Origin of the sequence: Adhaeribacter radiodurans, assembly GCF_014075995.1 — a bacterium.
Lineage (GTDB): Bacteria > Bacteroidota > Bacteroidia > Cytophagales > Hymenobacteraceae > Adhaeribacter > Adhaeribacter radiodurans.
Genome location: NZ_CP055153.1, coordinates 2735179 through 2757533, shown reverse-complemented (window position 1 = coordinate 2757533; position 22355 = coordinate 2735179). Strand labels below are relative to the sequence as shown.

General features: G+C 38.2%; 19 protein-coding genes and 1 pseudogene. 13 read left to right on the top strand and 7 right to left on the bottom strand.

Annotation, left to right across the window (positions count from 1 at the left end; genetic code table 11):
* Positions 1 to 228: 228 nt before the first annotated feature.
* Positions 229 to 750: a dihydrofolate reductase family protein gene (locus HUW48_RS11365; protein ID WP_182415780.1), complete on the bottom strand. Its 522-nt coding sequence runs from the start codon at positions 748 to 750 to the stop codon at positions 229 to 231.
* A 346-nt stretch (positions 751 to 1096) separates the two neighbouring features.
* On the opposite strand from HUW48_RS11365, the gene HUW48_RS11360 reads away from it, so the two are divergent.
* The 4 genes from HUW48_RS11360 to HUW48_RS11345 are packed head-to-tail and all read left to right on the top strand — an operon-like array spanning position 1097 to position 5362.
* Entirely contained in the window at positions 1097 to 2149 is a 1053-nt protein-coding gene (locus tag HUW48_RS11360; RefSeq protein ID WP_182415779.1) for an NAD-dependent epimerase/dehydratase family protein, read from the top strand.
* 59 nt (positions 2150 to 2208) lie between these two features.
* Positions 2209 to 2976: a glycosyltransferase gene (locus HUW48_RS11355; RefSeq protein ID WP_182415778.1), complete on the top strand. Its 768-nt coding sequence runs from the start codon at positions 2209 to 2211 to the stop codon at positions 2974 to 2976.
* Positions 2969 to 3667, top strand: coding sequence for a lipid-A-disaccharide synthase N-terminal domain-containing protein (locus tag HUW48_RS11350; RefSeq protein WP_182415777.1), 699 nt, complete (start codon positions 2969 to 2971; stop codon positions 3665 to 3667). Before HUW48_RS11355 ends, HUW48_RS11350 begins: the two co-directional genes overlap by 8 nt.
* 48 nt (positions 3668 to 3715) lie before the next feature.
* Positions 3716 to 5362: an ArnT family glycosyltransferase gene (locus tag HUW48_RS11345; protein ID WP_182415776.1), complete on the top strand. Its 1647-nt coding sequence runs from the start codon at positions 3716 to 3718 to the stop codon at positions 5360 to 5362.
* 107 nt (positions 5363 to 5469) lie between these two features.
* Here the strand turns inward: HUW48_RS11345 and HUW48_RS11340 are convergent, their stop codons facing one another.
* From HUW48_RS11340 to HUW48_RS26775, 4 genes are all read right to left on the bottom strand, one after another.
* A complete protein-coding gene (locus HUW48_RS11340; protein WP_182415775.1) occupies positions 5470 to 6327 on the bottom strand; it encodes an AraC family transcriptional regulator in 858 nt (285 codons plus the stop codon).
* A gap of 566 nt (positions 6328 to 6893) precedes the next feature.
* The gene (locus HUW48_RS11335; RefSeq protein WP_182415774.1) at positions 6894 to 7202 is read right to left on the bottom strand and encodes a hypothetical protein; all 309 of its coding nucleotides are present in this window, start codon (positions 7200 to 7202) and stop codon (positions 6894 to 6896) included.
* Positions 7203 to 7402: 200 nt separating this feature from the next.
* Positions 7403 to 8383: an alkaline phosphatase gene (locus HUW48_RS26780; protein WP_262891529.1), complete on the bottom strand. Its 981-nt coding sequence runs from the start codon at positions 8381 to 8383 to the stop codon at positions 7403 to 7405.
* A gap of 57 nt (positions 8384 to 8440) precedes the next feature.
* On the bottom strand, positions 8441 to 9238 hold the full coding sequence (locus HUW48_RS26775; protein ID WP_220464015.1) for a phosphatidylinositol-specific phospholipase C/glycerophosphodiester phosphodiesterase family protein: 798 nt from the start codon (positions 9236 to 9238) through the stop codon (positions 8441 to 8443).
* A gap of 497 nt (positions 9239 to 9735) precedes the next feature.
* Here HUW48_RS26775 and HUW48_RS11325 point away from each other — a divergent pair, with 497 nt between their 5' ends.
* From HUW48_RS11325 to HUW48_RS11295, 7 genes and pseudogenes are all read left to right on the top strand, one after another.
* Positions 9736 to 11070, top strand: coding sequence for a sugar porter family MFS transporter (locus HUW48_RS11325; RefSeq protein ID WP_182415773.1), 1335 nt, complete (start codon positions 9736 to 9738; stop codon positions 11068 to 11070).
* Between the two features lie 383 nt (positions 11071 to 11453).
* Positions 11454 to 12335 carry a carbohydrate kinase family protein gene (locus tag HUW48_RS11320; RefSeq protein ID WP_182415772.1) on the top strand — a complete coding sequence of 294 codons (882 nt, stop codon included), beginning with the start codon at positions 11454 to 11456 and terminating at the stop codon, positions 12333 to 12335.
* 34 nt (positions 12336 to 12369) lie between these two features.
* Positions 12370 to 13242 (top strand): helix-turn-helix domain-containing protein, encoded by an 873-nt coding sequence (locus HUW48_RS11315; protein ID WP_182415771.1) that lies wholly within the window; start codon positions 12370 to 12372, stop codon positions 13240 to 13242.
* Positions 13243 to 13288: 46 nt separating this feature from the next.
* Positions 13289 to 13780 (top strand): annotated as a pseudogene (locus tag HUW48_RS11310) (YbhB/YbcL family Raf kinase inhibitor-like protein).
* A gap of 54 nt (positions 13781 to 13834) precedes the next feature.
* Positions 13835 to 14410, top strand: a complete 576-nt coding sequence (locus tag HUW48_RS11305; protein WP_182415770.1) for a DUF1572 family protein — start codon at positions 13835 to 13837, stop codon at positions 14408 to 14410.
* Positions 14411 to 14526: 116 nt separating this feature from the next.
* Positions 14527 to 15066 (top strand): DinB family protein, encoded by a 540-nt coding sequence (locus tag HUW48_RS11300; protein ID WP_182415769.1) that lies wholly within the window; start codon positions 14527 to 14529, stop codon positions 15064 to 15066.
* Positions 15067 to 15305: 239 nt separating this feature from the next.
* Entirely contained in the window at positions 15306 to 16322 is a 1017-nt protein-coding gene (locus HUW48_RS11295; RefSeq protein ID WP_182415768.1) for a GntR family transcriptional regulator, read from the top strand.
* 88 nt (positions 16323 to 16410) lie between these two features.
* Here HUW48_RS11295 and HUW48_RS11290 read toward each other — a convergent pair whose 3' ends face one another.
* Complete coding sequence (locus HUW48_RS11290) at positions 16411 to 17262, bottom strand: AraC family transcriptional regulator (protein WP_182415767.1); 852 nt, start codon at positions 17260 to 17262, stop codon at positions 16411 to 16413.
* A 159-nt stretch (positions 17263 to 17421) separates the two neighbouring features.
* Here HUW48_RS11290 and HUW48_RS11285 point away from each other — a divergent pair, with 159 nt between their 5' ends.
* Entirely contained in the window at positions 17422 to 18252 is an 831-nt protein-coding gene (locus tag HUW48_RS11285) for a phytanoyl-CoA dioxygenase family protein (protein ID WP_182415766.1), read from the top strand.
* 204 nt (positions 18253 to 18456) lie between these two features.
* On the opposite strand, the gene rhaM is transcribed toward HUW48_RS11285, so the two are convergent.
* Positions 18457 to 18771, bottom strand: coding sequence for an L-rhamnose mutarotase (gene rhaM, locus HUW48_RS11280; RefSeq protein WP_220464014.1), 315 nt, complete (start codon positions 18769 to 18771; stop codon positions 18457 to 18459).
* Positions 18772 to 19457: 686 nt separating this feature from the next.
* Here rhaM and HUW48_RS11275 point away from each other — a divergent pair.
* Positions 19458 to 22190: a c-type cytochrome gene (locus tag HUW48_RS11275; protein ID WP_246343832.1), complete on the top strand. Its 2733-nt coding sequence runs from the start codon at positions 19458 to 19460 to the stop codon at positions 22188 to 22190.
* Positions 22191 to 22355: the final 165 nt, after the last annotated feature.

The window sequence follows — 22355 nt, the reverse complement described above, 5'->3', positions numbered from 1 at the left end:
TTTGCTTTACTACGCTTTACTTTGCTTACAGTCCTCCGAAAAGGATCTAACCAGAGGAAAAGAGGAACCAGTAAAAAGTAAATTCAATTAAGTAACCAGACAAGTTAATTTATTATTTTGGAGGTTGCGATTATAGAGATAGGGTATTGTTAATAAATCAATTATTACATCAGAAGTTTATCATCTAAAATCTTGATACTTGTTCTCTTTCATTCGAATTCTCGAAAGCTAAGGTTTTTCTAAATAAAGCAAAACCACACCGTTATCATACACCTGGTGTTTTGTTAATTTTAGATTTTGCTGCTGCTGCACCTGAGGCAATAATTCAATTCCTTCTCCTAAAATGAGCGGAATAAAAGCAATGATGTACGAATCTATTAAACCTGCATCGTGCAACAAGGTATTAATTTCACCGCCACCTACTAACCATATATCTTTACCGGACTGCTGGAGTAAATCTTTTGTAAAATCTACTGGGTTTTGATTAATTAATTCTACCTGCGGAATATGAGGTTTAGTTAAATCACGGGTAAAAACGTAGGTTTTTTTTCCTTCATAAGGCCACTCGCCTAATTTCAAACAGATTTCGTAGGTTTTGTAACCCATTACCAAGGTATCTATTTCGGCTAAGAAGGCTTCGTAACCGTAATCTTCACCGGCATTAGGGTCTGGTAACCAATCAATAGAATCATCTTTGCGGGCAATTTTTCCATCCAGGCTAGCAGCAATATACAATTTCAGTTTTCTCATGTGCGCTCTTATTTAAATTGTTTCTATGGGTTAGGCTATTTTATAATCAATTAATAATCAGCGATAATTATAATTAAATTACTAGAGGGTTCGGGATATTTGCCTCAATAAGTTTAAAAATCCTTATATTGAGTCGGGTAACTTTTAGCTTTAAAATTTGTTTAAAAGTCAACTAAATAAATCTTTTATTTTAAAATTTAGCCCGGGTAAGCAGTTAATCTGTTTTCGCGATTTATTTGATTTGGGAGCTATTCGTAAAATTTGCTTATTCTTTGTTGTGAAAAGAATCTTCTTTACTTCAATTAACTACAACTAGTACTCCCACTTAAGCTGTTACGCCTTAAAAATGAATAAACTGAAGCGTATTTTAATTACCGGAAGTGCCGGATTTATCGGTCATCATCTTCTGCTTGCGCTCTCCGAATTGCCGGTTACCATTGTTGGTTTAGATTCCGTTAATGATTATTACGATCCGCAATTAAAAGCCGGACGTTTACATTTGCAAGGCTTTGATCTGGACTTGATTAAATATAATACTTTAACGGTAAGTCAGGGTAAAGCAAATATTTCTTTTATTAAGCTGGATTTAACCGATGAACCTGCTTTAACCACGCTCTTTCAGGAACAAGATTTTGATGTAGTAATTCATTTGGCTGCCCAGGCGGGGGTACGGCATAGTTTAAAAGATCCGAAATCGTACGTGGCGAGCAATTTAGTAGGTTTTGCTAATATACTCGAATGTTGCCGTCACTTTAAAATCAAACATTTACTATTTGCCTCTTCCAGTTCGGTGTACGGCAATAATCAAAAAATACCTTTTTCTGTTCAGGACCGAACAGACACGCCGGTTTCGTTTTATGCTGCTACTAAAAAAGCCAATGAAGTAATGGCGCATAGCTACGCCCACTTGTACCAACTACCCATTACCGGGATGCGTTTTTTTACGGTTTACGGTCCTTGGGGGCGGCCCGATATGGCTTATTTTTCATTTGCTAAAGCTATTCAGGAGCAAACGCCCATTAAAATTTATAACCACGGGAACATGCTCCGGGATTTCACTTACGTAGATGATGTTATTCAAAGTATTATTCGCCTAGTAGATTTGCCGCCGAAGGCCGAAGAAGGCCGGGTGGTTCCGTACAAATTGTTTAATATTGGAAACAGCCAGCCGGAGCATTTAATGGAACTGGTAACTATTCTGGAGCGATTACTGCAAAAAAAAGCCATTCTGGATTTACAACCAATGCCGCCCGGCGATGTACCTGCTACTTTCGCCGATGTTCAGGATTTAATAGACGCTACGGATTTCAGGCCACTTACTTCTTTAGAAACCGGTTTAACTCACTTTATTAAGTGGTATACCAGTTATTATCAAAAGCAATTTCTGACAGTGAGTTAAGTAATATTGATTACCTTTACGGGAATAAACAATTGCTATTAGCTTACGAAAGTACTGTTATGAACCTAGCCTCCAGTCTTCGGGCTGAATCCTCTTTAACTATAATTGTTCCGGTATTTAACGAAGAAGAATGCCTGCAGCCCTTCAGTGAAGCCATGGATGCTTTCCTGGAAAAATCACCGATGCCTACGCAAGTACTTTTTGTGAACGATGGTTCCCGGGATGAGAGTTTGGCTAGGATTAAACAAATTTGTGCTAGTAAAACCGGCTACAATTATATTTCGCTGGATAAGAATTATGGACTTAGCACCGCTTTTAAAGCTGGAATTGACTATTCTACAAGTACTTACATTGGCTACATCGACTCTGATTTACAAACTTCACCTTTAGATTTTCTGCTTTTTTTCCCTTACCTACCCGAGTATCAAATGGTAAATGGTATACGGCAAAAGCGGAAAGACACCTTCGTAAAGAAAATATCTTCTAAAATTGCTAATAATTTCCGGCGTCGGATGATTCAGGATGGAATTGCTGATACAGGATGTCCGTTGAAAATTATGGATGCGGCATACGCAAAGCGGGTTCCTTTTTTTACCGGCATGCATCGTTTTTTACCCGCTTTGTTTCAGTTACAAGGGGGCAAAGTAAAGCAAATACCGGTGCAGCATTTCGAGCGACTAGCGGGTTATTCTAAATACCATTTATTTAATCGGTTGTGGGGACCTTTGCAAGATACTTTTGCTTTCCGGTGGATGCGCAAGCGTTATATCCGGTACCAAATAGCCGATCAATTCCAGAAAGAAATGCTGCATCCTCACCATGACTAAAACCGATTATTTTATTTATGGCATTGGATTATTAGCCCAATTATTATTTTCGGCCCGGCTTTTACTGCAGTGGATTCAATCTGAAAAAGCCGGTAAAGTTTTGTCTCCTGCTTCTTTCTGGACCACCAGTATTATTGCATCCATTTTGCTAATGATTTACGGAGCCTTGCGGGAGGACGTAGTGGTAATAGGAGGGCAGGTAATTTCTTATTTTATTTATTTACGCAATTTAAAACTGAAAAATCTTTGGTCCGAAGTGCCATTTGTTATTAGGTGGCTCGCTATACTTTTTCCTTTTTTTACGTTCGCCTGGTTATTTTTATACGATAATTATACCTGGAATCACTTACTGGAACATAATAAAATATCGGGGGCTTTAATTGCCTGGGGCGGCTTGGGCCAGGTAGTATTTACCCTGCGCTTTGTGTATCAATGGTATTTTTCCGAACGGCTGCAACAATCTGTTATTCCAAACGGCTTTTGGTTAATTAGTTTGGTTGGGAGTTTAATGATTATGTCATATGCAGTTATCCGGTTAGATCCGGTTCTATTTATCGGACAGATATTTGGCGTGGTAGTGTACATCCGTAATTTTATTATTGGTACCCGGGAAAAATCCAGTTCTAAAGTTATCCAACAGCAAAAAAGCGAAGCAGAACCAACTGCATCTGCTAGAAAAGCTATTCCTTAACTTCCCAATATCTATTTAACATCAGGCAGCCAATTTACTCGTTCTTAAATGCCGCAAACGCTACATCAAGCCACAACTTTAATCCAGAGAACTTCCGTTCAGGTACTCCTTCTCTTTGTTATTTTATACGCTACCTTTTTTCAGAATTTACAAGCCATAGAGCCGTCGTTAATGGAGGCCCGCAATTTTACAACGGTGCGCGAAATGACCCAAAACGGAAATTGGCTTATTCCTACTTTAAACGGAGAAGCGCGTTTAGCAAAACCTCCATTACCTACGTGGTTAACGGCTATTTCGGTATTAATTTCCGGAGATTTGTATGATTTAGTAACCTTGCGGTTTCCGGCTGCCTTAATTGCTAGTTTAGCCGTTTATTTTCTTTTTCTACTTTGCCGGCAACTTACTTCCGACCGCCTTACGCCTTTTTTGGCAGCCCTGGTATTAGCTACTTCTTTTTCGTTCTTTAACATTGGGCGGCAAGGTACCTGGGATATTTATTGTCATTCCTTTATGATTGGAGCAATTTGGTTATTGGTAAAAGGATTGCAAACCAACGGAAAGGCTTACGGTTATTTTGTGGGTGCCGGGATTTTGCTGGGTTGTTCTTTTTTGAGTAAAGGCCCCGTTTCATTTTTTGCTTTATTACTTCCTTTTCTGCTTAGTTATTGGTATGGTTACGGCAGGGCTGGCTTTAAAAAGCATTGGTTTGGTATTTTGCTGGCTTTATTCATTTGCCTGGTACTTAGTTTAGCCTGGCCCTTGTACATTTATTTACATGAACCCGCTAAGCTCGCCACCAATATATCCAATGAGAGTACCGCTTGGGTAAACCGGCACGTAAAACCTTTTTGGTTTTATCTTAGCTTTCCATGGCAGGCCGGTGTTTGGGCTGTATTTGCCGTAGCCGCTCTTATTATTCCGTACGCCCGACGGCGCATTGCCCCTTTCGGAAATTATCGTTTTTTGAGTAGTTGGGTATTTATTTGTTTGTTTTTGCTATCCCTAATTCCCGAAAAAAAAGAAAGATATTTATTGCCATTACTAATACCGCTGGCTTTAATAACGGCGCATTATATTCGTTTTCTGCTGGAAGCATTTCAACAAAAAACTACGGCCAAATCCGATCGGTTTATTTATACTTTTAATAGTCTGTTATTTACTATTATTTCCTTGGGAGTGCCGGTTTTATTGTACTGGTTTGCTTTTTCAAAGAATATTGTTTCTTTAAGTGCCTTTGCTGTAAGTAGCATATTTTTTATAGGATTAGGAATTTGCTTTTTACTGGCTTTAAAAAAGAAGAATTTTGGCTTGTTTCTGGGGGGAACCGTAGGAGTACATATTTTAAGCTTGTTTACCCTTTTGCCCAATTACCAGAATATGTTTTATCCGGTTAAAAACTACGTAGGTTTAGATAAAGTAAGAGAGCAGAGAAATTTAGATGCATTACCTTTTTATGCGCTTCACAATATATCGCCGGAACATATTTGGGAATTAGGGAAAAAGGTAGATACCATAACAGTGGTAAACCAAAAATTAGAACTCCCTGCTAGTTTACCCATAGCTCTCTTTTCGCGCGATTCACTTTCAACAGCTATGTTACCAGAAGCTAATTTAAGCCTGGAGAAATTAGCCCAATACCAATACGACCGTCGCCATCCGGAAAGAGTGTATCATTTATACTTAATATCGAAATAGAAAGTACTTCAACAAATTAAGTTAATAGTATATTTTAGAATGCCATAAATAGAAGTGTGCTATTGGTTATATAACGAGGACTAATTATTAACAACTATTTACTCCATCTACACCTTTTCAAAAAGTTTATTTCGAAACTCTCCGGGGGTAAGGCCATAGTATTTTTTAAACAGCTTATTTAAATGGCTGCCATCGGTAAATCCATATTCATAGGTAATTTGGGCAATACTGCGGTCGCTGAATTGCAGGCGGTTGCGTATCATTTGCAGTTTATACTTTAAAATATATTGCTGCAACGATTCACCGGTTTGCCTTTTAAAAAATACACTTAAATAAGTAGGCGAATAGTTAAATTGTTCGACTAATTGATCCATGCGCAATTGTTCCGGCTTTTGAATATGCTGGCTGATATAAGATAATATCTCTTCAATAAGCTGGCTACTTTTCGGATCTTTTACTTCGACTCCTTTTTCATGAACCACGTTGCGCGCCAGTATTCCTAAGATAGCTTTCATAATGCCGTTCATAATTAACTCGTACGAACTTTCGGTACGTTGCTCGTACTCGTGGAGTAATACAGTAAGTAAATGTTCGAGTAATCCCTTTTCTTTCGCGTTGCTCACTATTGACCCGCAGGATTGGTACGGAGCGTTGAGGAGGGATTTTATAGTGCGCATCCAAACTGTGGATTGCGGTAATGTTGCATCTTTTACAAAAGCTTCCGTGAAGCGGAGGTAGCAAAAGGTGGTTTTTTCTTCAATCTCAAAATAATGGTAATCTTCCGGACCTAATAAAAATACATCGCCAGCCGAATAAGTAAAAGTATTACCGTTAATAAAATGCTTTCCCTGACCGCTGCGGATAAATATTATTTCAAAATAGCTGTGTTTGTGAACCGGGTGCTGCCATTCACTGGCTGTAAATAAATAAATGTTAAATGGTTCGTATTGAATATACCGCTTCATATGCTAAAGCTACAGTTTTAATAGTGAATTTTTACCATAATTTACTGTAAAAATTAGGAGCTTTTTACAAAAACTTGTTTAGTATAAGCTACCAAGAATAGTAAAGTAATTTTGTGCAGTTACATACTATAAATTTATACAAACTAGAAAGCTGATGCATATTTAAGAAGTTTATCCATTAATGAATTATTTCAGAAACAATTAGTCTCTTGCAAGCTCACATTAGGTGGTGAAGACACCACCTTTGGCGGAAATTTTTACTATTTATATAAAGGCTAAAAGGTCTCTACTCTATTTATCAACCTTAATAAAATTGATAAATATATTATCTCTAAAAGCATCAGATTTTTGTCAATAGCCAATCTTATCTACTTAACTATTCGGTACCAACTTAAACCAAATTGTAAATAGTACTACTTTATTTTAGTAAATGGAGGAATTTGAATTTGTTAAGTAAAGATAAATTAGAAAGCTTTGTATGGATGGGGCTTAGAGGAAGAGAACAGTGGTGTTTTTTTTAGAAAAAGTAATTTTAAGTAAATCAAACAAGGGTTTAAGGTCCTAAATTAGAGAGTAAGGTCCCGTTCTTTCAAATAAGAAAGCAAATTATCAATGTCGTGCAGCGATTGTTGCTGGGCATATTCAAAATTATCCTGCAATAAGGCTTCATGTTTAATAGCCGCTTCCGATAAAAATTTATCAGCGATGCGCGAAAGCGTGGTAAAATGGCTATTCCCTTGTAAGTCTTCTTCTAAAGGATCTAGTAACTCAAGTGCGTCTTCTATTAAGCTACGGAGAACTAAAATATTCCCCCGGCTGTAGCGCAAAAAATTAATTTGAAATTTTATTCTCTCTATTTCAGCTCCCTTATCCATACAAATCGATTTTTTACTCAATATAAACAATCTCTCGCTAAATGAATAGGAAATTTAAAAGATAAAAATGAAAATTACTCTTAAAATAAAACTACTAAAGAAGCTATTTTGCTTACTGTATTCTTTTTCAAATAAAATAGTTCGGGAAGCTGTTGATTTTGAGCCTTCTATTGGTTTCTGTTGATTTTTAACCCTCGTACTTAATGGTACTTTTTGATAATCTGCATTATTTTATCAAACAGAGCTGTATTTTCATAAACTCCTCTAAAATCTAAAGAGTGCGGCCCATAGGCAAACACGGGAACCGGAATAGCCGAATGACCTTTGGTGCTGAAATTACTGGCTACGTACCCTTGATTTACACTACCTTCCAACAGCGATAAACCTCCGGTTTCGTGATCGGCGGTAACAATTACTAAAGTTTCACCATTTTCGTCCGCAAACCGCATAGCTTCTCCTACCACCTGATCAAAATCCAGCATTTCTTGTACTACATACGGTAAATTATTTTCGTGGCCACCGTGATCAATCTGAGCTCCTTCGGCCATAATAAAGAATCCGGCTTTGTTCTTACCTAAATTCTGAAGGGATAATTGTAAAGCTTTCTTTAAAAATTCGGCTCTTCCTTTAGCTTCTGATAGCATTGCCGTAGTATCCAGCACCACCATTTTACCAGCCAACGGTTTAGAAAAGGTAGCTAATCTAGTGGAAGTTTGATAGCCTTTTTGCTGCAAAAGCGTAAATAAATTATGCGAATCCTGGCGTTCAATAAATGCGGAACTATTGCTGCCAATTAAAATATCCACCGGACTGTTCAGAAAATCAGCAGCAATGGCTTCACTTAAACTTCTTTCGGATTGGTGCGCGTAAAAACTGGCCGGGGTTGCATCGGTAATATCACCAGCCGAAATAATAGCCGTTTTCATTTTTAACGCATTTATCAAATCCGGAATGGGAGTTAGCCGCCTCCCGGTGGAATCGACACCAACGTAGCGGTTTTTGGTTTTCTGCCCTGTGGCCATAGCTGTAGCGCCCGCTGCTGAATCGGTAATGTAGCTATCCGCCGAAGCTGTTTTGGAAAGGCCAATGTTCCGGAAATTAAAAATATTTAATTGCCCGACCAACGCCGTATACCCCGCGTACATTTGCGCTAATCCCATGCCATCGCCAATTAGTAAAATTACGTTTTTAACCTTTTTCTGCTCGTCGTTATTTTGGTATTTAGGCGAATAAACTTATTATTTAACCTTTGATTGGTAATAGTTAGTAGGAAAATTTTTCAAAAAAGTAGTAAGCCCGGTTACATCATCGGTGCCAATGTAATTTACCCCCAGCTGCATTAATTTTTTCCAGGTATTTACGTTATCGGGGGTGGCCCAAAAGCGCCATTTTTTATTTTGCTGGTGAGCACTATTTATGGCTTCGCGTATTTTAGCTTCATCAGTTGCTAGTAGGCGACCTTTGCCGTTCCAAAGACTATAATTTTTAAAACTAGCACTAAATAGTTTTATGCGTTTTAACTGTTCGGCAGTATATTTTACATCTGGTATTCCATCGAAATTTATATAATCGGGGAAATTACCCCAAGTAGCAGGATTCGGACGCTCCCCGCTAATTACTATTTGGATGGTAGCGTTGTTAATTATTTCCGGGTAATGGTTTAGTTTGCGCACTAAGGCCGGCAGGGTAGTGGTACCATCGGTTTTTAGATCAATGAAAATTTGCAAGATTGCTTTTTTATCGGGATAGGCGGTGCCCTTATTCTTTCTGATTTGAACTTGTAAAGGCTTTAAATACAAAGCATCCAAGGTCCGATCCGATGAAATTTCCTGGGCTTCGTGGGCCACGTAAAGCTCCTCCTTATTTAAAAATACATCGGCCTCAATAGAACCTACCTGACGTGTATAGGCATTGTAAAAAGGAATGGGCTGCACGTAATCGTTATGCGCGTGCACCTGGGCCGAGGTATATGGAGTCTGCGCCTTTGTTGTTTGTAAAAGAAAAAATAACACGAAAAATAAGACGAATTGCTTCATAGATAAAGAAATTTAAAACCTGGCAGCCGTACTTATTAACTGCCACAATACCCATTTGCAAATAAGCAAAAGATTGAGTTTGTATTAATTTGTACCTGATTAATTTTAAGTAAATTATTTTGATTTTGTATCATTCAGCCTTTATATAAGTGAATACGGGAGGGTTTTCTATTCTTTTGTAATAATTAACACTATTCTTTTCAAGTATTAACAAGTCCTAATTACGTACCGTATTTAAATGGATTATTCTTGCTTACTATCTATTTAGTTCGTAGTTCTTTAGGTTCGGGTTTACTATATTTTAAAGGTAAGCTTTGTGAAAGGATTGGTTTAAATAATCTAAAAAGATTTATTTTTCTTGTCTTATACTGTCCTCCGCAGAGTATATTGTTCCTTTTAAGAAATGGATAGTTTAAATAATAATTTCTTTCATTAAACTTAATTTAAGTAATATCCTCATTAGAAGATGGTATGCCCACTCGTTTTAAAAAGTAAATATGGCAAACACAAAAGTATTTTTTTGGTCGATAGTTGTAGCCTTAGGCGGCTTTCTTTTTGGTTTTGATACAGCAGTTATTTCGGGAGCCGAAAAATCTATTCAACGACTATGGCATTTATCTACTTTTGAACACGGGTTTACGGTAGCTATTGCTTTAATCGGAACCGTATTAGGAGCTTTATTTGGTGGTTTTCCTTCCGACCGGTTTGGTCGAAAATCTACTTTAATTGGGATTGCCGTTTTGTATTTAATATCCTCGCTGGGAACGGCGCTGGCACCTACCTGGACAGTTTTCTTAATCTTCCGGTTTTTAGGCGGTATTGGGGTAGGAGTTTCTTCGGTAACGGCACCCTTGTATATTTCCGAAATTGCGCCCGCTAAATCGCGCGGAAAGCTGGTAGCTATGTTTCAGTTTAATGTGGTATTTGGGATTCTGGTTTCTTATTTATCTAATTATTTATTTGCCGGAGCAGGAGCACAAGACTGGCGCTGGATGCTGGGAGTACAAGCGGTGCCTTCGTTTATTTTTATGGTTACCGTTTTGTTTGTTCCGGAAAGTCCGCGTTGGTTAATTATAAAACGGGGCCGCATTTCGGAAGCGGAGAAAACATTGAGAATTGCTAATCCGGAGGCTGATGTTCGCCAGATGATAGCCGATATCCAGACTTCGGCGCAGGATGTACAAGGTAAGGAGGTAAAAACTTCTTTATTTTCAAGTAAATATTCAACGCCCATAATGCTGGCGGTGCTGTTTGCTTTTTTTAATCAAATGTCGGGGATCAACGCTATTATTTATTATGCGCCCCGCATATTTGAAATGGTAGGTTTAGGTAAAAGTTCCGCTTTACTTTCTTCGGCAGGTATTGGGCTAGTTAACTTCTTGTTTACTTTGCTGGCCGTAAATTTTATTGATCGTTTTGGCCGTCGCACGCTTATGCTCATCGGCTCCTTTGGTTTAATTGCTACTTTAGGGTTAGTGGCTAAAGCCTTTTATTTTCAGGAATTTAGCGGCATTGCCGTACCCATATACTTATTTGTGTATATTGCTTTTTTTGCTTTTTCGCAGGGGGCCGTAATCTGGGTATTTATTTCCGAAATTTTCCCTAATCAGGTGCGGGCATCAGGGCAGGCATTAGGCAGCTTTACCCATTGGTTTATGGCGGCTATTATAGCTTTTTCATTCCCATATATCACCGAAACTATAGGGGGTGGAAATACTTTCCTGATTTTTACCGGCATGATGGTGCTGCAATTGCTGTTTGTGTGGCGCCTGATGCCCGAAACCAAAGGCACCTCGCTGGAGCAAATCGAACATACTATGGTTCTTCATTAAGTTGTAGGTGGTAAGTTGTAGGTAGTAGGTTTTACATATGAGAAAGCAATTTGCCTCCTTTTGCCATTTAATTTAGGTAGAGTATAGAGTAAACAGCAGCATAAAGCCCTACGGAAAAGCTCAGATCTAAGCTTAAAAGAATTAGGATTGTTTACGTTTTCCAATTTTCGGTTATTAGAAAGAAGCTGAATGGCAGTAACTTGATTCGCTTATTAAAAGGATCAATAAATTTATAAGAAGAGAAAATAATATTCTAAACTCTATTTCTCTTAAAGTTACAATTACCTGATATCTTAGTCCTCAGCATAATTTATTTTCCGGAACTTATAGTAAAATAAAATTTAAACGTACAACCTAAAACGTATTACTTAAAACCCAGCCGGATGGAAAAAATTATCTGCTTTGGGGAAACTTTATGGGATATGCTGCCTACCGGCAAAATGCCCGGCGGAGCACCCATGAACGTGGCCATTCACTTAAAATACAATGGTTATGATCCTGTTATGATTAGCCGGGTAGGTAACGATGACCTGGGAAAAGAATTAGTGGCTTACCTCAAAGCTAAAAAGATGGATGTTACGTATATTCAAACGGGTCAAACGCATTTAACCGGGGTAGTAAAAGCTAACATCACCAACAAAAATGAGGTGTCATACAAAATTGTGGAGCCGGTTGCCTGGGATTACATTCAGTACGACGATGAAGTAGCAGAATTAGTAAAACATAGTGATGTATTTATTTACGGCAGTCTGGCGGCTCGCAGTGTTACCACCCAGGAAACTTTGCTGAAGTATTTACCGCTGGCTAAACTAAAGGTTTTTGATGTGAACCTGCGTCCGCCGCATTACACCCAGCAAAGAGTGCAGCAATTACTCCAATTTGCCGATATAGCCAAAATGAACCACTTGGAATTGCGGGAAATTGTTGGTTGGCTGGGCGCTCATTCAGAGGAAAAAACAAACATGGAGTTTTTAAAAAAATTCTTTAACTTAAAACAGTTAATTGTTACCCGTGGAGAAAATGGTGCCGCTGCCCTTACCGCAGAAGGTTATTTTGAACAAGCCGGTTATCTTGTAGAAGTTGAAGATACCATTGGCAGCGGCGATGCTTTTCTGGCTACTTATTTAAGTAATTATTTGCAGCAGCAGCCAACTTCTGTTTGTTTGCAAAAAGCTTGTTTAATTGGGGCATTTGTAGCAACCCGCCCCGGTGCTACTCCCGAATACGACCCGACTCAAGTAGGCGAAACCTTCACTCAAACTTAGTTTAATTGAAGAGAATGAATTACATTAGCTTGCCATGAATAATGAAATATACGTAGTTCCTGATTATTTAACCGGCAGTAAAAAATCTGAAACGCATATCCATTTCTACTCCGCCAATAAATCTTCGGTAAAAAACAAAGTTGTCTACAATCAATTCTTAATTTGTTTTATGTTGCAGGGCACAAAAGAAGTGCTTTCTCAAAACAAAAAAGTAAAAATTAACAACCAGGAAATTCTTCTGCTGGAAGCGGGAAGCGTGCTGATGACGGAGAGTTTAATTGCTAATCAGAAGTTTGAAAGCATTTTACTTTTTTTCAGCGAGAAGTTTGTAACGGACTTTTGCCTGAAGTACCAAAAAACTCTTAAAAATATACATTCCCAAGAAGAAGCTTACCCCGTCATCCCTAAAGATAACTTTTTAAACAACTTTCAGAACTCTCTTCTTTTGCTGCAAAATAATGGTTTAGAAGAAATGAAGGGATTAAAGCTTGAAGAACTTCTTTTGTATTTGCATAATCATAATCCCCGGGAATTTTTTTCATTTTTGAGTTCAACTTCCAGTTCTTCCCCGGAAAGCATTATCAGAAAAGTAATGGCGCTTCATGGTAATAGTAAATTAACTATTGAAGAACTGGCTTTTTTGTGTAACATGAGTGCGGCCACTTTTAAAAGACACTTTGCGGTTGCTTTTCAAACGAGTCCTAAAAAGTATTTAACCGAAAACCGGATGCAGAAGGCCCGGCAATTACTGCAACATAAAAAGGCGCCCTCTAAAATCTACCTTGAATTAGGCTACGAAAGTTTATCGTCTTTCAGCAATGAATTTAAAAAGTATGTGGGCGTTTCTCCGAAAAAATTTCAGAATAGAATTGAGCTAAAAGATAAAGTAGTTGAGCCAATAGCGTAATAACTTGAATTCCTTTTCCTAGCATCTTTGCTAAAAACAATAAGCTATGAAAAGAATCTTCTTACTTATTATTTACTTTTTTTCTATAAACCTGGTATTTGCCCAAAATTTTACGCTTAAAAGCAATGACTTGGGCGGACAAGCTTCTCCTAAACAAGTATTAAATGGCCTGGGCTGCACCAGCGAAAATTTATCGCCCCATCTATCCTGGGTAAATGGTCCGGCAGGTACAAAAAGCTTTGCGGTTACTATTTTTGATGAAAGTGCTCCTACCGGTAGTGGCTGGTGACATTGGTTAATTTTTGATATTCCGGCTACTATTAAGGAGCTTAAAACCGGTGCGGGTACTATTACTCTTAAACTAGCTCCCTCTAAATCCATTCAAAGCCTAACTGATTTTAGAGTACAAGGGTATGGCGGCCCGTGCGCACCCGAAGGAAGCGGGCAGTATAAATATAGTATTACTGGCTTTGCACTTAAAACGGAAAACTTAATTTGGATGGTAACGCTAACCCGGCTAGGGTCGGCTTTATGTTAGAGCAGCAGTTATTAGAAAAAGCAGCTTTGGTGTTTTACTATAAAAGATAAAGCAATGAAATCCGATTATTTAGAAAGTGTAATCAAGCAGTTTGAGTACTACAAAATGCTGGGCGAGAAAACCTTTGATCAACTGGCCGAGGAAAAACTTTTCTGGCAATACAATGCCGAAAGTAATAGTATAGCCACTATTGTAAAACATTTATGGGGTAACATGTTGAGCCGTTGGACGAATTTTTTGACGACCGACGGCGAAAAAGAGTGGCGTAACCGCGATGCAGAATTTAAAAACGATATTACCACCAAAGAAGAAATGCTACAAAAGTGGCAGGAAGGTTGGAAAGTATTTTTAACTAGTTTATATGCGCTCTCCGAAGCCGACCTGCAAAAAACAATTTACATTCGCAACCAGGGGCATACCGTAAAGGAAGCTATCAACCGGCAGTTGGCGCATTATCCTTATCATGTGGGGCAAATAGTTTTTATAGGTAAAATGGCCGCCGACCAATGGCATTCGCTTTCTATTCCAAAAGGAAATTCCAAACAATACAATGCCGAAAAATTTTCTAAACCCCAACATAAAGAACACTTCACCGATGAATATCTGAATAAGCCGGAAAGTAACAATTAAGTGTAGTTTAAAAACACAAAACTTAATTCATCCATTAAAATACTATCTCACGCAATTGGTTTGTAATAATTAATATTGGCGTTTTCGATTATAATTAAGGCAGAAAATATATTAGTATGGAACAAGTAAAATGGTTTGAAAGAGACTTTCAGTATAACATAAACCAGAATATTTTCCCGGCCATTATGGAACGGCTCGCCGGCACCCCAATCCGGCTGGAAGAAAAATTAAAAGCTATTCCGGAGAATATATTATCTAAAAAAGTAAATAATACCTGGACAATAAAAGAAAACGTAGGGCATTTAACGGATTTGGAACCACTCTGGCAAGGCCGCTTAGAAGATATAAAGCAAGGCGCAACCGAACTAAGACCAACCGATTTGCAAAATACCAAAACCACTCTGGCCAACCACGATGCTAAACCCTTGGTAGATTTACTAAATGACTTCCGGAAAATAAGAGAACAAACATTAAAACTGCTGGAAAACCTGGACGAAGGAACAATTTTTAAAGCAGCATTGCACCCGAGGCTCAAAACTCCCATGCGAACCCTGGATTTATTTTTATTTGTAGCCGACCACGACGATCATCATTTAGCCCGAATTACAGAGTTGCTTAAAACGCTACCATCTACTTATCCGAATTCCTCATCTTAAGCTTTAAACAAATTTATAAGTAAGACTTTCCAATTAAGAAAAGAGCATGCTTTTACGGGATTTAAATATTTATTGTTTCGTCTTTTTACTTGAAAATTATTCAAATGAAAGGAATAGATTGTTGAAATTATTCTAAAAAGTAGTAGAAATACGGATTTCCAGTATGAATCATCTAAATAAAAACTTAAATTAGAGGATACTTAATGGTTAATTTAAACAATTTCTAGCAATTCTACTTTATGGAACTTCTTGATCGCATCGTAGAACATTCTACGGTTCCGAAATATATTCAGGTGGTAAACGCTGTTATCTCCGATATTGAAGCTGGAATTTTAAAACACGGTCAACGAATTCCTTCTATCAACGAAACCAGCGAAATGTATTACTTGTCGCGCGATACCGTTGAAAAAGCCTACAAAGAATTACGGGAAAAAGGTATCATTACTTCGGTACGGGGCAAAGGAAATTACATTTGCCAGAACTTCTCCACCGATAAAATTCGGGTTTTATTGTTGTTTAATAAACTGAGCGCGTACAAGAAAACCGTATATTATTCACTTTTAAAATCTTTCGGCGAAGACGCCATTGTAGACCTTCACATTCATCATTACGACGGAAAAATCTGCGAAAACCTGATTAATGAGAATTTGGGTAAGTACCATTATTACGTAATAATGCCGCACTTTTTTGAACATACCGAAACCATTATTCAAACGCTCCAAAAAATTCCACCGCATAAATTAGTTTTACTCGATAAAAATTTAGTCCAGTACACCGGCGAATGTGCCGCCGTTTACCAGGATTTTGAACGCGATATATATAGTGCCCTGCACTCCGGCATTGATTTATTGTACAAGTACCAAAAGCTAGTGTTAGTATTTCCGAAGGATTTAAATTACCCGCCCGAAATTGTAAAAGGATTCCAACGCTTTTGCCAGGAAACGTCGTTTCCGTATACTGTAGTAGATGGCATTGAAAGTGAATGCATTACGCCTAAAACTGCCTTTATTGTATTGGAAGAATCGGATTTAGTAGATTTAATTAAGCACAGCCGTTCCGAGAACTGGGTTTTAGGCAAAGACCTCGGCATTATTTCTTACAACGAAACGCCTTTAAAAGAAATCCTGGCAAATGGAATTACGGTTATTTCTACAGATCACGCTAAAATGGGCGAAACGGCTGCTTACATGATGCTGCACAAAAGAAAAGGTAAAGTAATTAATCCTTTTACTTTAATCCGTCGCAAATCACTTTAGTAATAAAATTATTTCTAAACTGTAAATTGTTTGGTCATTTCAGCTACTACTTTACTTAATAAATTATAATTTCTTGTAAATAAGCTTTTTATAATTTTATTTTCTGTTGAAATTGGTGCGGAGTACAACGGACAATTTTCTTAAATTGTTTATTAAAATTAGCAATGTTATTAAAACCGCTTTCGTAGCAAACGTGGCTTACGTTCAGGTCACTATTCAAAAGGCGTTTGCAGGCGTAGCCAATCCGGATCTCATTTACAAAGTGCGAAAAGTTTTTCTTGGTGCGGTTTTTAAAATAACGGCAAAAACCCGAGTAGCTCATCATGGCTAAATCTGCTACTTCTTCTACGCTAATTTCTTCTTTAAAGTGATTCATAACATAAGAAAAAACCTTATTTAGTCGATCGCTGTCTTTTTTATTCTGGCTGTTTAGTTCTGGGCTGGATAATAATTCGTACTCCTCTGATTCTGCTAATTGACTCAGCAACAAAAGCAAGGCAGTTAACCGGTCCATTCCATTTAAAGTAAGAATTTGTTTCATGGCCAGCGCTGCTTTTTGTTGCGTTGCACCTAAAATTTTTATGCCCATTCGCGACCGGTCGAACAGCAATCTGATTTTTAGCATTTCCGGAATTTCCCCGAAGCTTTTACCTAAAAATTCTTCCCGAAAATGAATCACCAAAGAACCTCCCGTGCTTATAGTATCGTCTTTCCGGTACCAGTGCGGTAAATTTGAACCTAATAAGTCAACTTGACCTTCGCAAAAATCCGATACATGGTTGCCCACAAACCTCTTGCCCTTTCCTTCCAGAATAAGAACCAATTCCAACTCTTCGTGGTAATGCCAGGGTGTTTCAAAAGAAGGAGTATAAAAGGTATCGGCTAAAAACGAAGATTGTTCCGAAAGCGGTAGTTTTTGAATATGAGGTTTCATACTCATTTTAGCTAACTAGAAAAATGTACACTTTAATTTACCAAATTACTTATAAAAGGAATAAAAATGGTCAAAAAAGTTTAGGTAATTAAGTAAATAGTAGTAGCAATTTGCCTAAGTAAAGTACATCTTTAACTAGCTTTTCACCAGAAATATAAACTAATTATGTCTTTCACATCTCTTAGTCCAGTCCAAAAAAATCAGTACGAGCAAGATGGTTATATTATTATTCCTAGTTTTCTGAATCAGGATGAGGTGGATTTACTTTATGGTTTAGCCACCGGCGATAACGCCCTCCGGAATCATGCTTTCGATTTAAACGATCAAACGGGCAAACGCACCAAATTAACTTTGTGGTTTACCCCCGGCGACGATACCTACGGCTTGTTAACTCGCAGCGAACGAATGGTAAAATCGGTTCAAACTTTATTGGGAGAAGGTGAGGTGTGTCATTTCCATTCTAAACTTATGCAAAAAGAGCCGAAAGTGGGTGGCGCTTGGGAGTGGCACCAAGATTACGGTTACTGGTACAAAAATGGATTTTTGTATCCGGATGCTATGCTAAGTGTAATGATTGCGCTTACTCAAGCTAACCAGGAAAACGGGTGCTTGCAGGTATTAAAAGGTTCGCACAAAATGGGTCGGTTCGAGCATTTATTTGCCGGAGAACAGCAAGGAGCTGATCTTCCTTTTGTAGAAGAAGCTTTAAATCGGCTCGAAAAAGTTTATGTAGAATTGAATCCGGGCGACGCTTTGTTTTTTCACAGTAATATTCTGCATATGTCGGAAGCTAATCTTTCTGATAGACCGCGCTGGTCTCTAATTTCGGCGTATAATCTGAGCTACAACGTTCCTTTTAGGGAAAAAAACACTTCTTGTATTACCCCGGTGAAAGTAGTGCCGGATGCTTCTATCCTGGAATCAGATGCTACGGGGCTTTCCGAACAAACCGATTTCCTGAAAAAAGAACAGGAAATTACCCTGAATGTTAAATAAGCAAATAGTGGTTAGTTATTAGTTGTTGGATTAGTTAATAGTTTGTAGTTTAAAATTTAAGCTTATTCTAGTTAAACTAAATTCGTTGTAGCATTTAACTGAAGGTTGTTAAGGATAAGTTAAAGAATAACTTAATTCTTTATTAATTCATATTTAAATTTTTACTTCTCTTGTTTAATAACTTGATACTTGTGTCTATATAATTTAAGGCAAATAAAATACTTCTTTTAATGGAACAGACACCGGTGAATTGTCAGGGTTGGTATCCATAATATCGGCCATGTAGGCCCACCATTTTTGCACAATAGCAGTGCTACCAAGATCCTGCGACGATTGCCCACTTAATTTTTGTACGGCGTACAAAGTATCCGTTTCTTCATCCAAAAAGATGGAATAGTCGCTGATGCCGGCTGATTGGAGAAGTTGCTTTAATTCCGGCCAAATGGCTTCGTGGCGTTTTTGGTATTCCGCTCTAAAACCAGGTTTTAATTTCATTTTAAACGCCACCCGTTGCATCATAAATTTAAAATTATCTTATCACCAGCTTATATTACTCTTTTGTTTCCTACCATAAAACGGCAAAAATCCTTTAATCTTGCTTTGTTTAAAGGTAAGTTATAGCATATCTAAGCCCGTCCTGCGGTATCTTGTGGCAGAACTAAAAGCTAAAAAAATAAAAAGTAAATATTTTAGAATAAAGGAAATTGATTGTAGAATTACCCTTCAAGCATCCTTCACCATAATTCCTTTTTCTTAATTCAGTTCCTTCAATATTCTTCTTCAAAGAATATTCCAATATCTACGGTATTCAGCAAGTGAAACAAGTTTTCAACTTGCTTAGGACAATATTATTAGCCTTCAAAATTAAAAATACCTGTTACAGGATAGTGCAGGATGGGTAAATTTATCAGTTTAGCTACATTAGATAATCCTTTAAAAGAGTTAACAAACTTGGGAAAGCAAATAAAAAATTTACCCTAAATGCTTATTTACAAGGTAAAAAGAATAGGGATATAAGGCTATTTTACCTAATTAATTAAGTAAATTTATTAATTGGTAATAACTTTTAACTAGGTAATATATCACTATCATTAATATTTAAAAGCTTAATATTAAATACCTAAATTACAATCGTTTATCTTACTTTATTTTACTAAACTATTTAACTTTAAAAACAAACTAAACTGTTTTTCAAAATCAGTCATATGAACAAAAGTACATCCGGAATTAAATTGTTGCTCACGCTCTCTGTCTCTTTTATGGTGGGTACCTCTTGTCGTAACACCAAAGAAGCCGATAACAAAGCGCAGGCATCGGCCACCACGGAAACGAAAGCCGTACAAGTTACCAGCCCGAAGGTCGAAAAGTTAAAATTGCCCACTGGTTTTCAGGCCGAACATTTATACAGTCCATCGGAGAATAAGCAAGGTTCCTGGGTGGCAATGGCCTTCGATAACAAAGGCCGGTTAATTACTTCGGATCAATACGGCTTTTTATATCGCCTGGAATTACCGGCAATGGGCACCGGTGGCAGACCGAAAGTAGAGCGCTTAAATGTGGGTATTGATAATTCGGTAAATGCCGATACGACCAAGCCAAAAGTAGGAATGGGTTACGCACAAGGTTTGCTATACGCATTTAACAGCTTGTATGTAATGATTAACCATAACAGCGACCAGAATTTCGAAAAAGGCAGCGGTTTGTATCGTTTACAAGATTTAGACGGCGACGATCAGTTCGAAAAAATAACTTTGCTTAAAAATTTAAAAGGTGAAGGCGAGCACGGCCCGCACAGCATTAAACTCTCTCCCGACGGAAAATCGTTATATGTAGTGGCGGGTAATCACACGGATGTACCCGAAATGAATGCTTACCGATTGCCAAAAGTTTGGCAGGAAGATAATTTATTCCCGTTAATTAAAGATCCCCGGGGTCATGCCAACGACCGGATGGCACCTGGTGGTTGGATTGCCAAAGTAAATCCAGAAGGAACTAATTGGGAATTAATTGCCGCCGGTTTCCGAAACACGTATGATATTGCTTTTAACGACGCGGGTGATCTTTTTGGTTATGACTCTGATATGGAATGGGATTTTGGAATGCCCTGGTACCGTCCTACCCGTATTTGCCACGTAACCAGCGGTGCCGAATTTGGCTGGCGCACTGGTAATAGCAAATGGTCGCCTACTTACCCCGATAATTTACCTCCGGTATTAAATATTGGACAGGGTTCGCCTACTAATCTTATCTATTCTGGTGGTGCTAAATTCCCGGAAAAATATCGTCAAACTTTATTTGCCTTTGATTGGAGCTTTGGGATTATTTACGCGGTGCATTTACAGCCGCAAGGGGCCTCATATTCCGCCACTGCCGAAGAATTTATTTCGGGTTCTCCTTTACCTTTAACGGATGGTACTATTGGCCCGGATGGTTCTCTTTATTTTATGACTGGTGGGCGTCGTCTGGATTCTGATTTATACCGGGTTTACTATACAGGTAATGATGCAGTTACTACGGCAAATACAACTCAATCTGCTGCCTCCAGCCCATTAAACCAGCTTAGAAAACAATTAGAAGAATACCATGGCGAACCAAAAGCCGGTGCAATTGCTTTGGCTTGGCCTAATTTAAAGCACAACGATCGGTTCATTCGCTACGCTGCCCGTATTGCCGTAGAACATCAACCATTAGCCGAATGGCAAAATAAAGCCTTGAAGGAGACCGACCCAGTTGCTCTTACTCAAGCCAGTATTGCTTTGGCTCATTTTGGTGATAAATCTTTAAAGAACACCATTTTAACTAACCTGACTAAAGTTAATTATAGTGCTCTCTCAGAATCTCAGAAAGTAGATTTATTACGTACTATTGAGTTAACTTTATCGCGGATGGGCAAGACGGAAGGAGCAATGAATGCCCGTCTAAATTCTTATTTAAATGCCAACTATCCGGCGCAAAACAATGAACTTAACCGCCTTTTGAGTAAAATTTTGGTTTACATAGATTCGCCAACAGTAGTAGCCAAAACCTTGGATCTCTACGAACAAGCGAAAGATGATAACTCAAGTCAAAAAACATTTACGGAGTCTTCCGACTTAATTTTGCGTAATCCGCAGTACGGCTTAGATATTGCCAACATGTTAGCTAAAATTCCACCGGCTCAGCAAACCTATTACGCCACTGCTTTAAGTATGGCTAAAGCAGGCTGGTCAACTCCTTTGCGAGAAAAATACTTCTCCTGGTACACGAATGCTTTTAAAAATTATGCAGGCGGTAGAAGTTTTGTTGGCTTTTTAGATAAGGCCCGTAAAATGGCTTTGCAGAACGTACCTAAAGATAAATTTGACTATTACAATAAATTATCCGGTAGCGAGATGTTAACTACCTCTGGTTTAGATATAGCGGCTACTGCCGTACAACCAAAAGGCCCGGGTAGAAACTGGAAATTACCGGATGCCGTTGCTGCCGTAGAAGGTAAATTAGAAAACCGGAATTTTGAGCAAGGTAAAGCTATGTTTGCGGCCAGTCTGTGCAGTTCTTGCCACAGCATGCGCGGCGAAGGCGGGGCTATTGGTCCAGATTTGACGCAATTAGGTACTCGTTTTTCGGTGAACGATATGTTGGAATCTATAATTGATCCGAATAAATACGTTTCCGATCAGTATGCTTCTACTGTGTTTGTTTTAAAAGATGGTAGTTCCGTGGTAGGTCGTTTGGTTAAAGAAGATGCAGATAAATACTCGATTTCTCAGAACCCATTTGCCCCTGAAACATTGCGTGATATTCCGAAAAGTGAGGTTGCCCAAACTAAAATTTCTAATGTTTCGATTATGATGCCCGGTATGATTAACCGCTTAAACGAAGAAGAGTTGAAAGATTTATTGGCCTATTTAATGTCGGGCGGCAATAAAGAACATACCGTTTATGCAGCTAAAAAGTAAAATACAAAAGATCTGAAGTAAAATCTAAAAATAGCAAACTTTGGAATCGGGTCGGTAGGAGTGAGGTGTTTACCTTTCCTGCTGACCCATTCTTTTTTAGTAAATAGTCTAACTAAAAAAGTGACTTGGTAAGATTCTGACACCCAATAATCAGGTTAATAAATG

Coding starts and splice junctions, on each gene's coding strand:
- HUW48_RS11355 (WP_182415778.1), top strand. CDS start 2,209: ATGAACCTAGCCTCCAGTCTTCGGGCTGAATCCTCTTTAACTATAATT.
- HUW48_RS11350 (WP_182415777.1), top strand. CDS start 2,969: ATGACTAAAACCGATTATTTTATTTATGGCATTGGATTATTAGCCCAA.
- HUW48_RS11325 (WP_182415773.1), top strand. CDS start 9,736: ATGGCAAACACAAAAGTATTTTTTTGGTCGATAGTTGTAGCCTTAGGC.
- HUW48_RS11295 (WP_182415768.1), top strand. CDS start 15,306: ATGGAACTTCTTGATCGCATCGTAGAACATTCTACGGTTCCGAAATAT.
- HUW48_RS26775 (WP_220464015.1), bottom strand. CDS start 9,238: ATGAAGCAATTCGTCTTATTTTTCGTGTTATTTTTTCTTTTACAAACA.
- HUW48_RS11315 (WP_182415771.1), top strand. CDS start 12,370: ATGAATAATGAAATATACGTAGTTCCTGATTATTTAACCGGCAGTAAA.
- HUW48_RS11335 (WP_182415774.1), bottom strand. CDS start 7,202: ATGGATAAGGGAGCTGAAATAGAGAGAATAAAATTTCAAATTAATTTT.
- HUW48_RS11340 (WP_182415775.1), bottom strand. CDS start 6,327: ATGAAGCGGTATATTCAATACGAACCATTTAACATTTATTTATTTACA.
- rhaM (WP_220464014.1), bottom strand. CDS start 18,771: ATGATGCAACGGGTGGCGTTTAAAATGAAATTAAAACCTGGTTTTAGA.
- HUW48_RS11275 (WP_246343832.1), top strand. CDS start 19,458: ATGAACAAAAGTACATCCGGAATTAAATTGTTGCTCACGCTCTCTGTC.
- HUW48_RS11300 (WP_182415769.1), top strand. CDS start 14,527: ATGGAACAAGTAAAATGGTTTGAAAGAGACTTTCAGTATAACATAAAC.
- HUW48_RS11360 (WP_182415779.1), top strand. CDS start 1,097: ATGAATAAACTGAAGCGTATTTTAATTACCGGAAGTGCCGGATTTATC.
- HUW48_RS11345 (WP_182415776.1), top strand. CDS start 3,716: ATGCCGCAAACGCTACATCAAGCCACAACTTTAATCCAGAGAACTTCC.
- HUW48_RS11305 (WP_182415770.1), top strand. CDS start 13,835: ATGAAATCCGATTATTTAGAAAGTGTAATCAAGCAGTTTGAGTACTAC.
- HUW48_RS11365 (WP_182415780.1), bottom strand. CDS start 750: ATGAGAAAACTGAAATTGTATATTGCTGCTAGCCTGGATGGAAAAATT.
- HUW48_RS11320 (WP_182415772.1), top strand. CDS start 11,454: ATGGAAAAAATTATCTGCTTTGGGGAAACTTTATGGGATATGCTGCCT.
- HUW48_RS11285 (WP_182415766.1), top strand. CDS start 17,422: ATGTCTTTCACATCTCTTAGTCCAGTCCAAAAAAATCAGTACGAGCAA.
- HUW48_RS11290 (WP_182415767.1), bottom strand. CDS start 17,262: ATGAGTATGAAACCTCATATTCAAAAACTACCGCTTTCGGAACAATCT.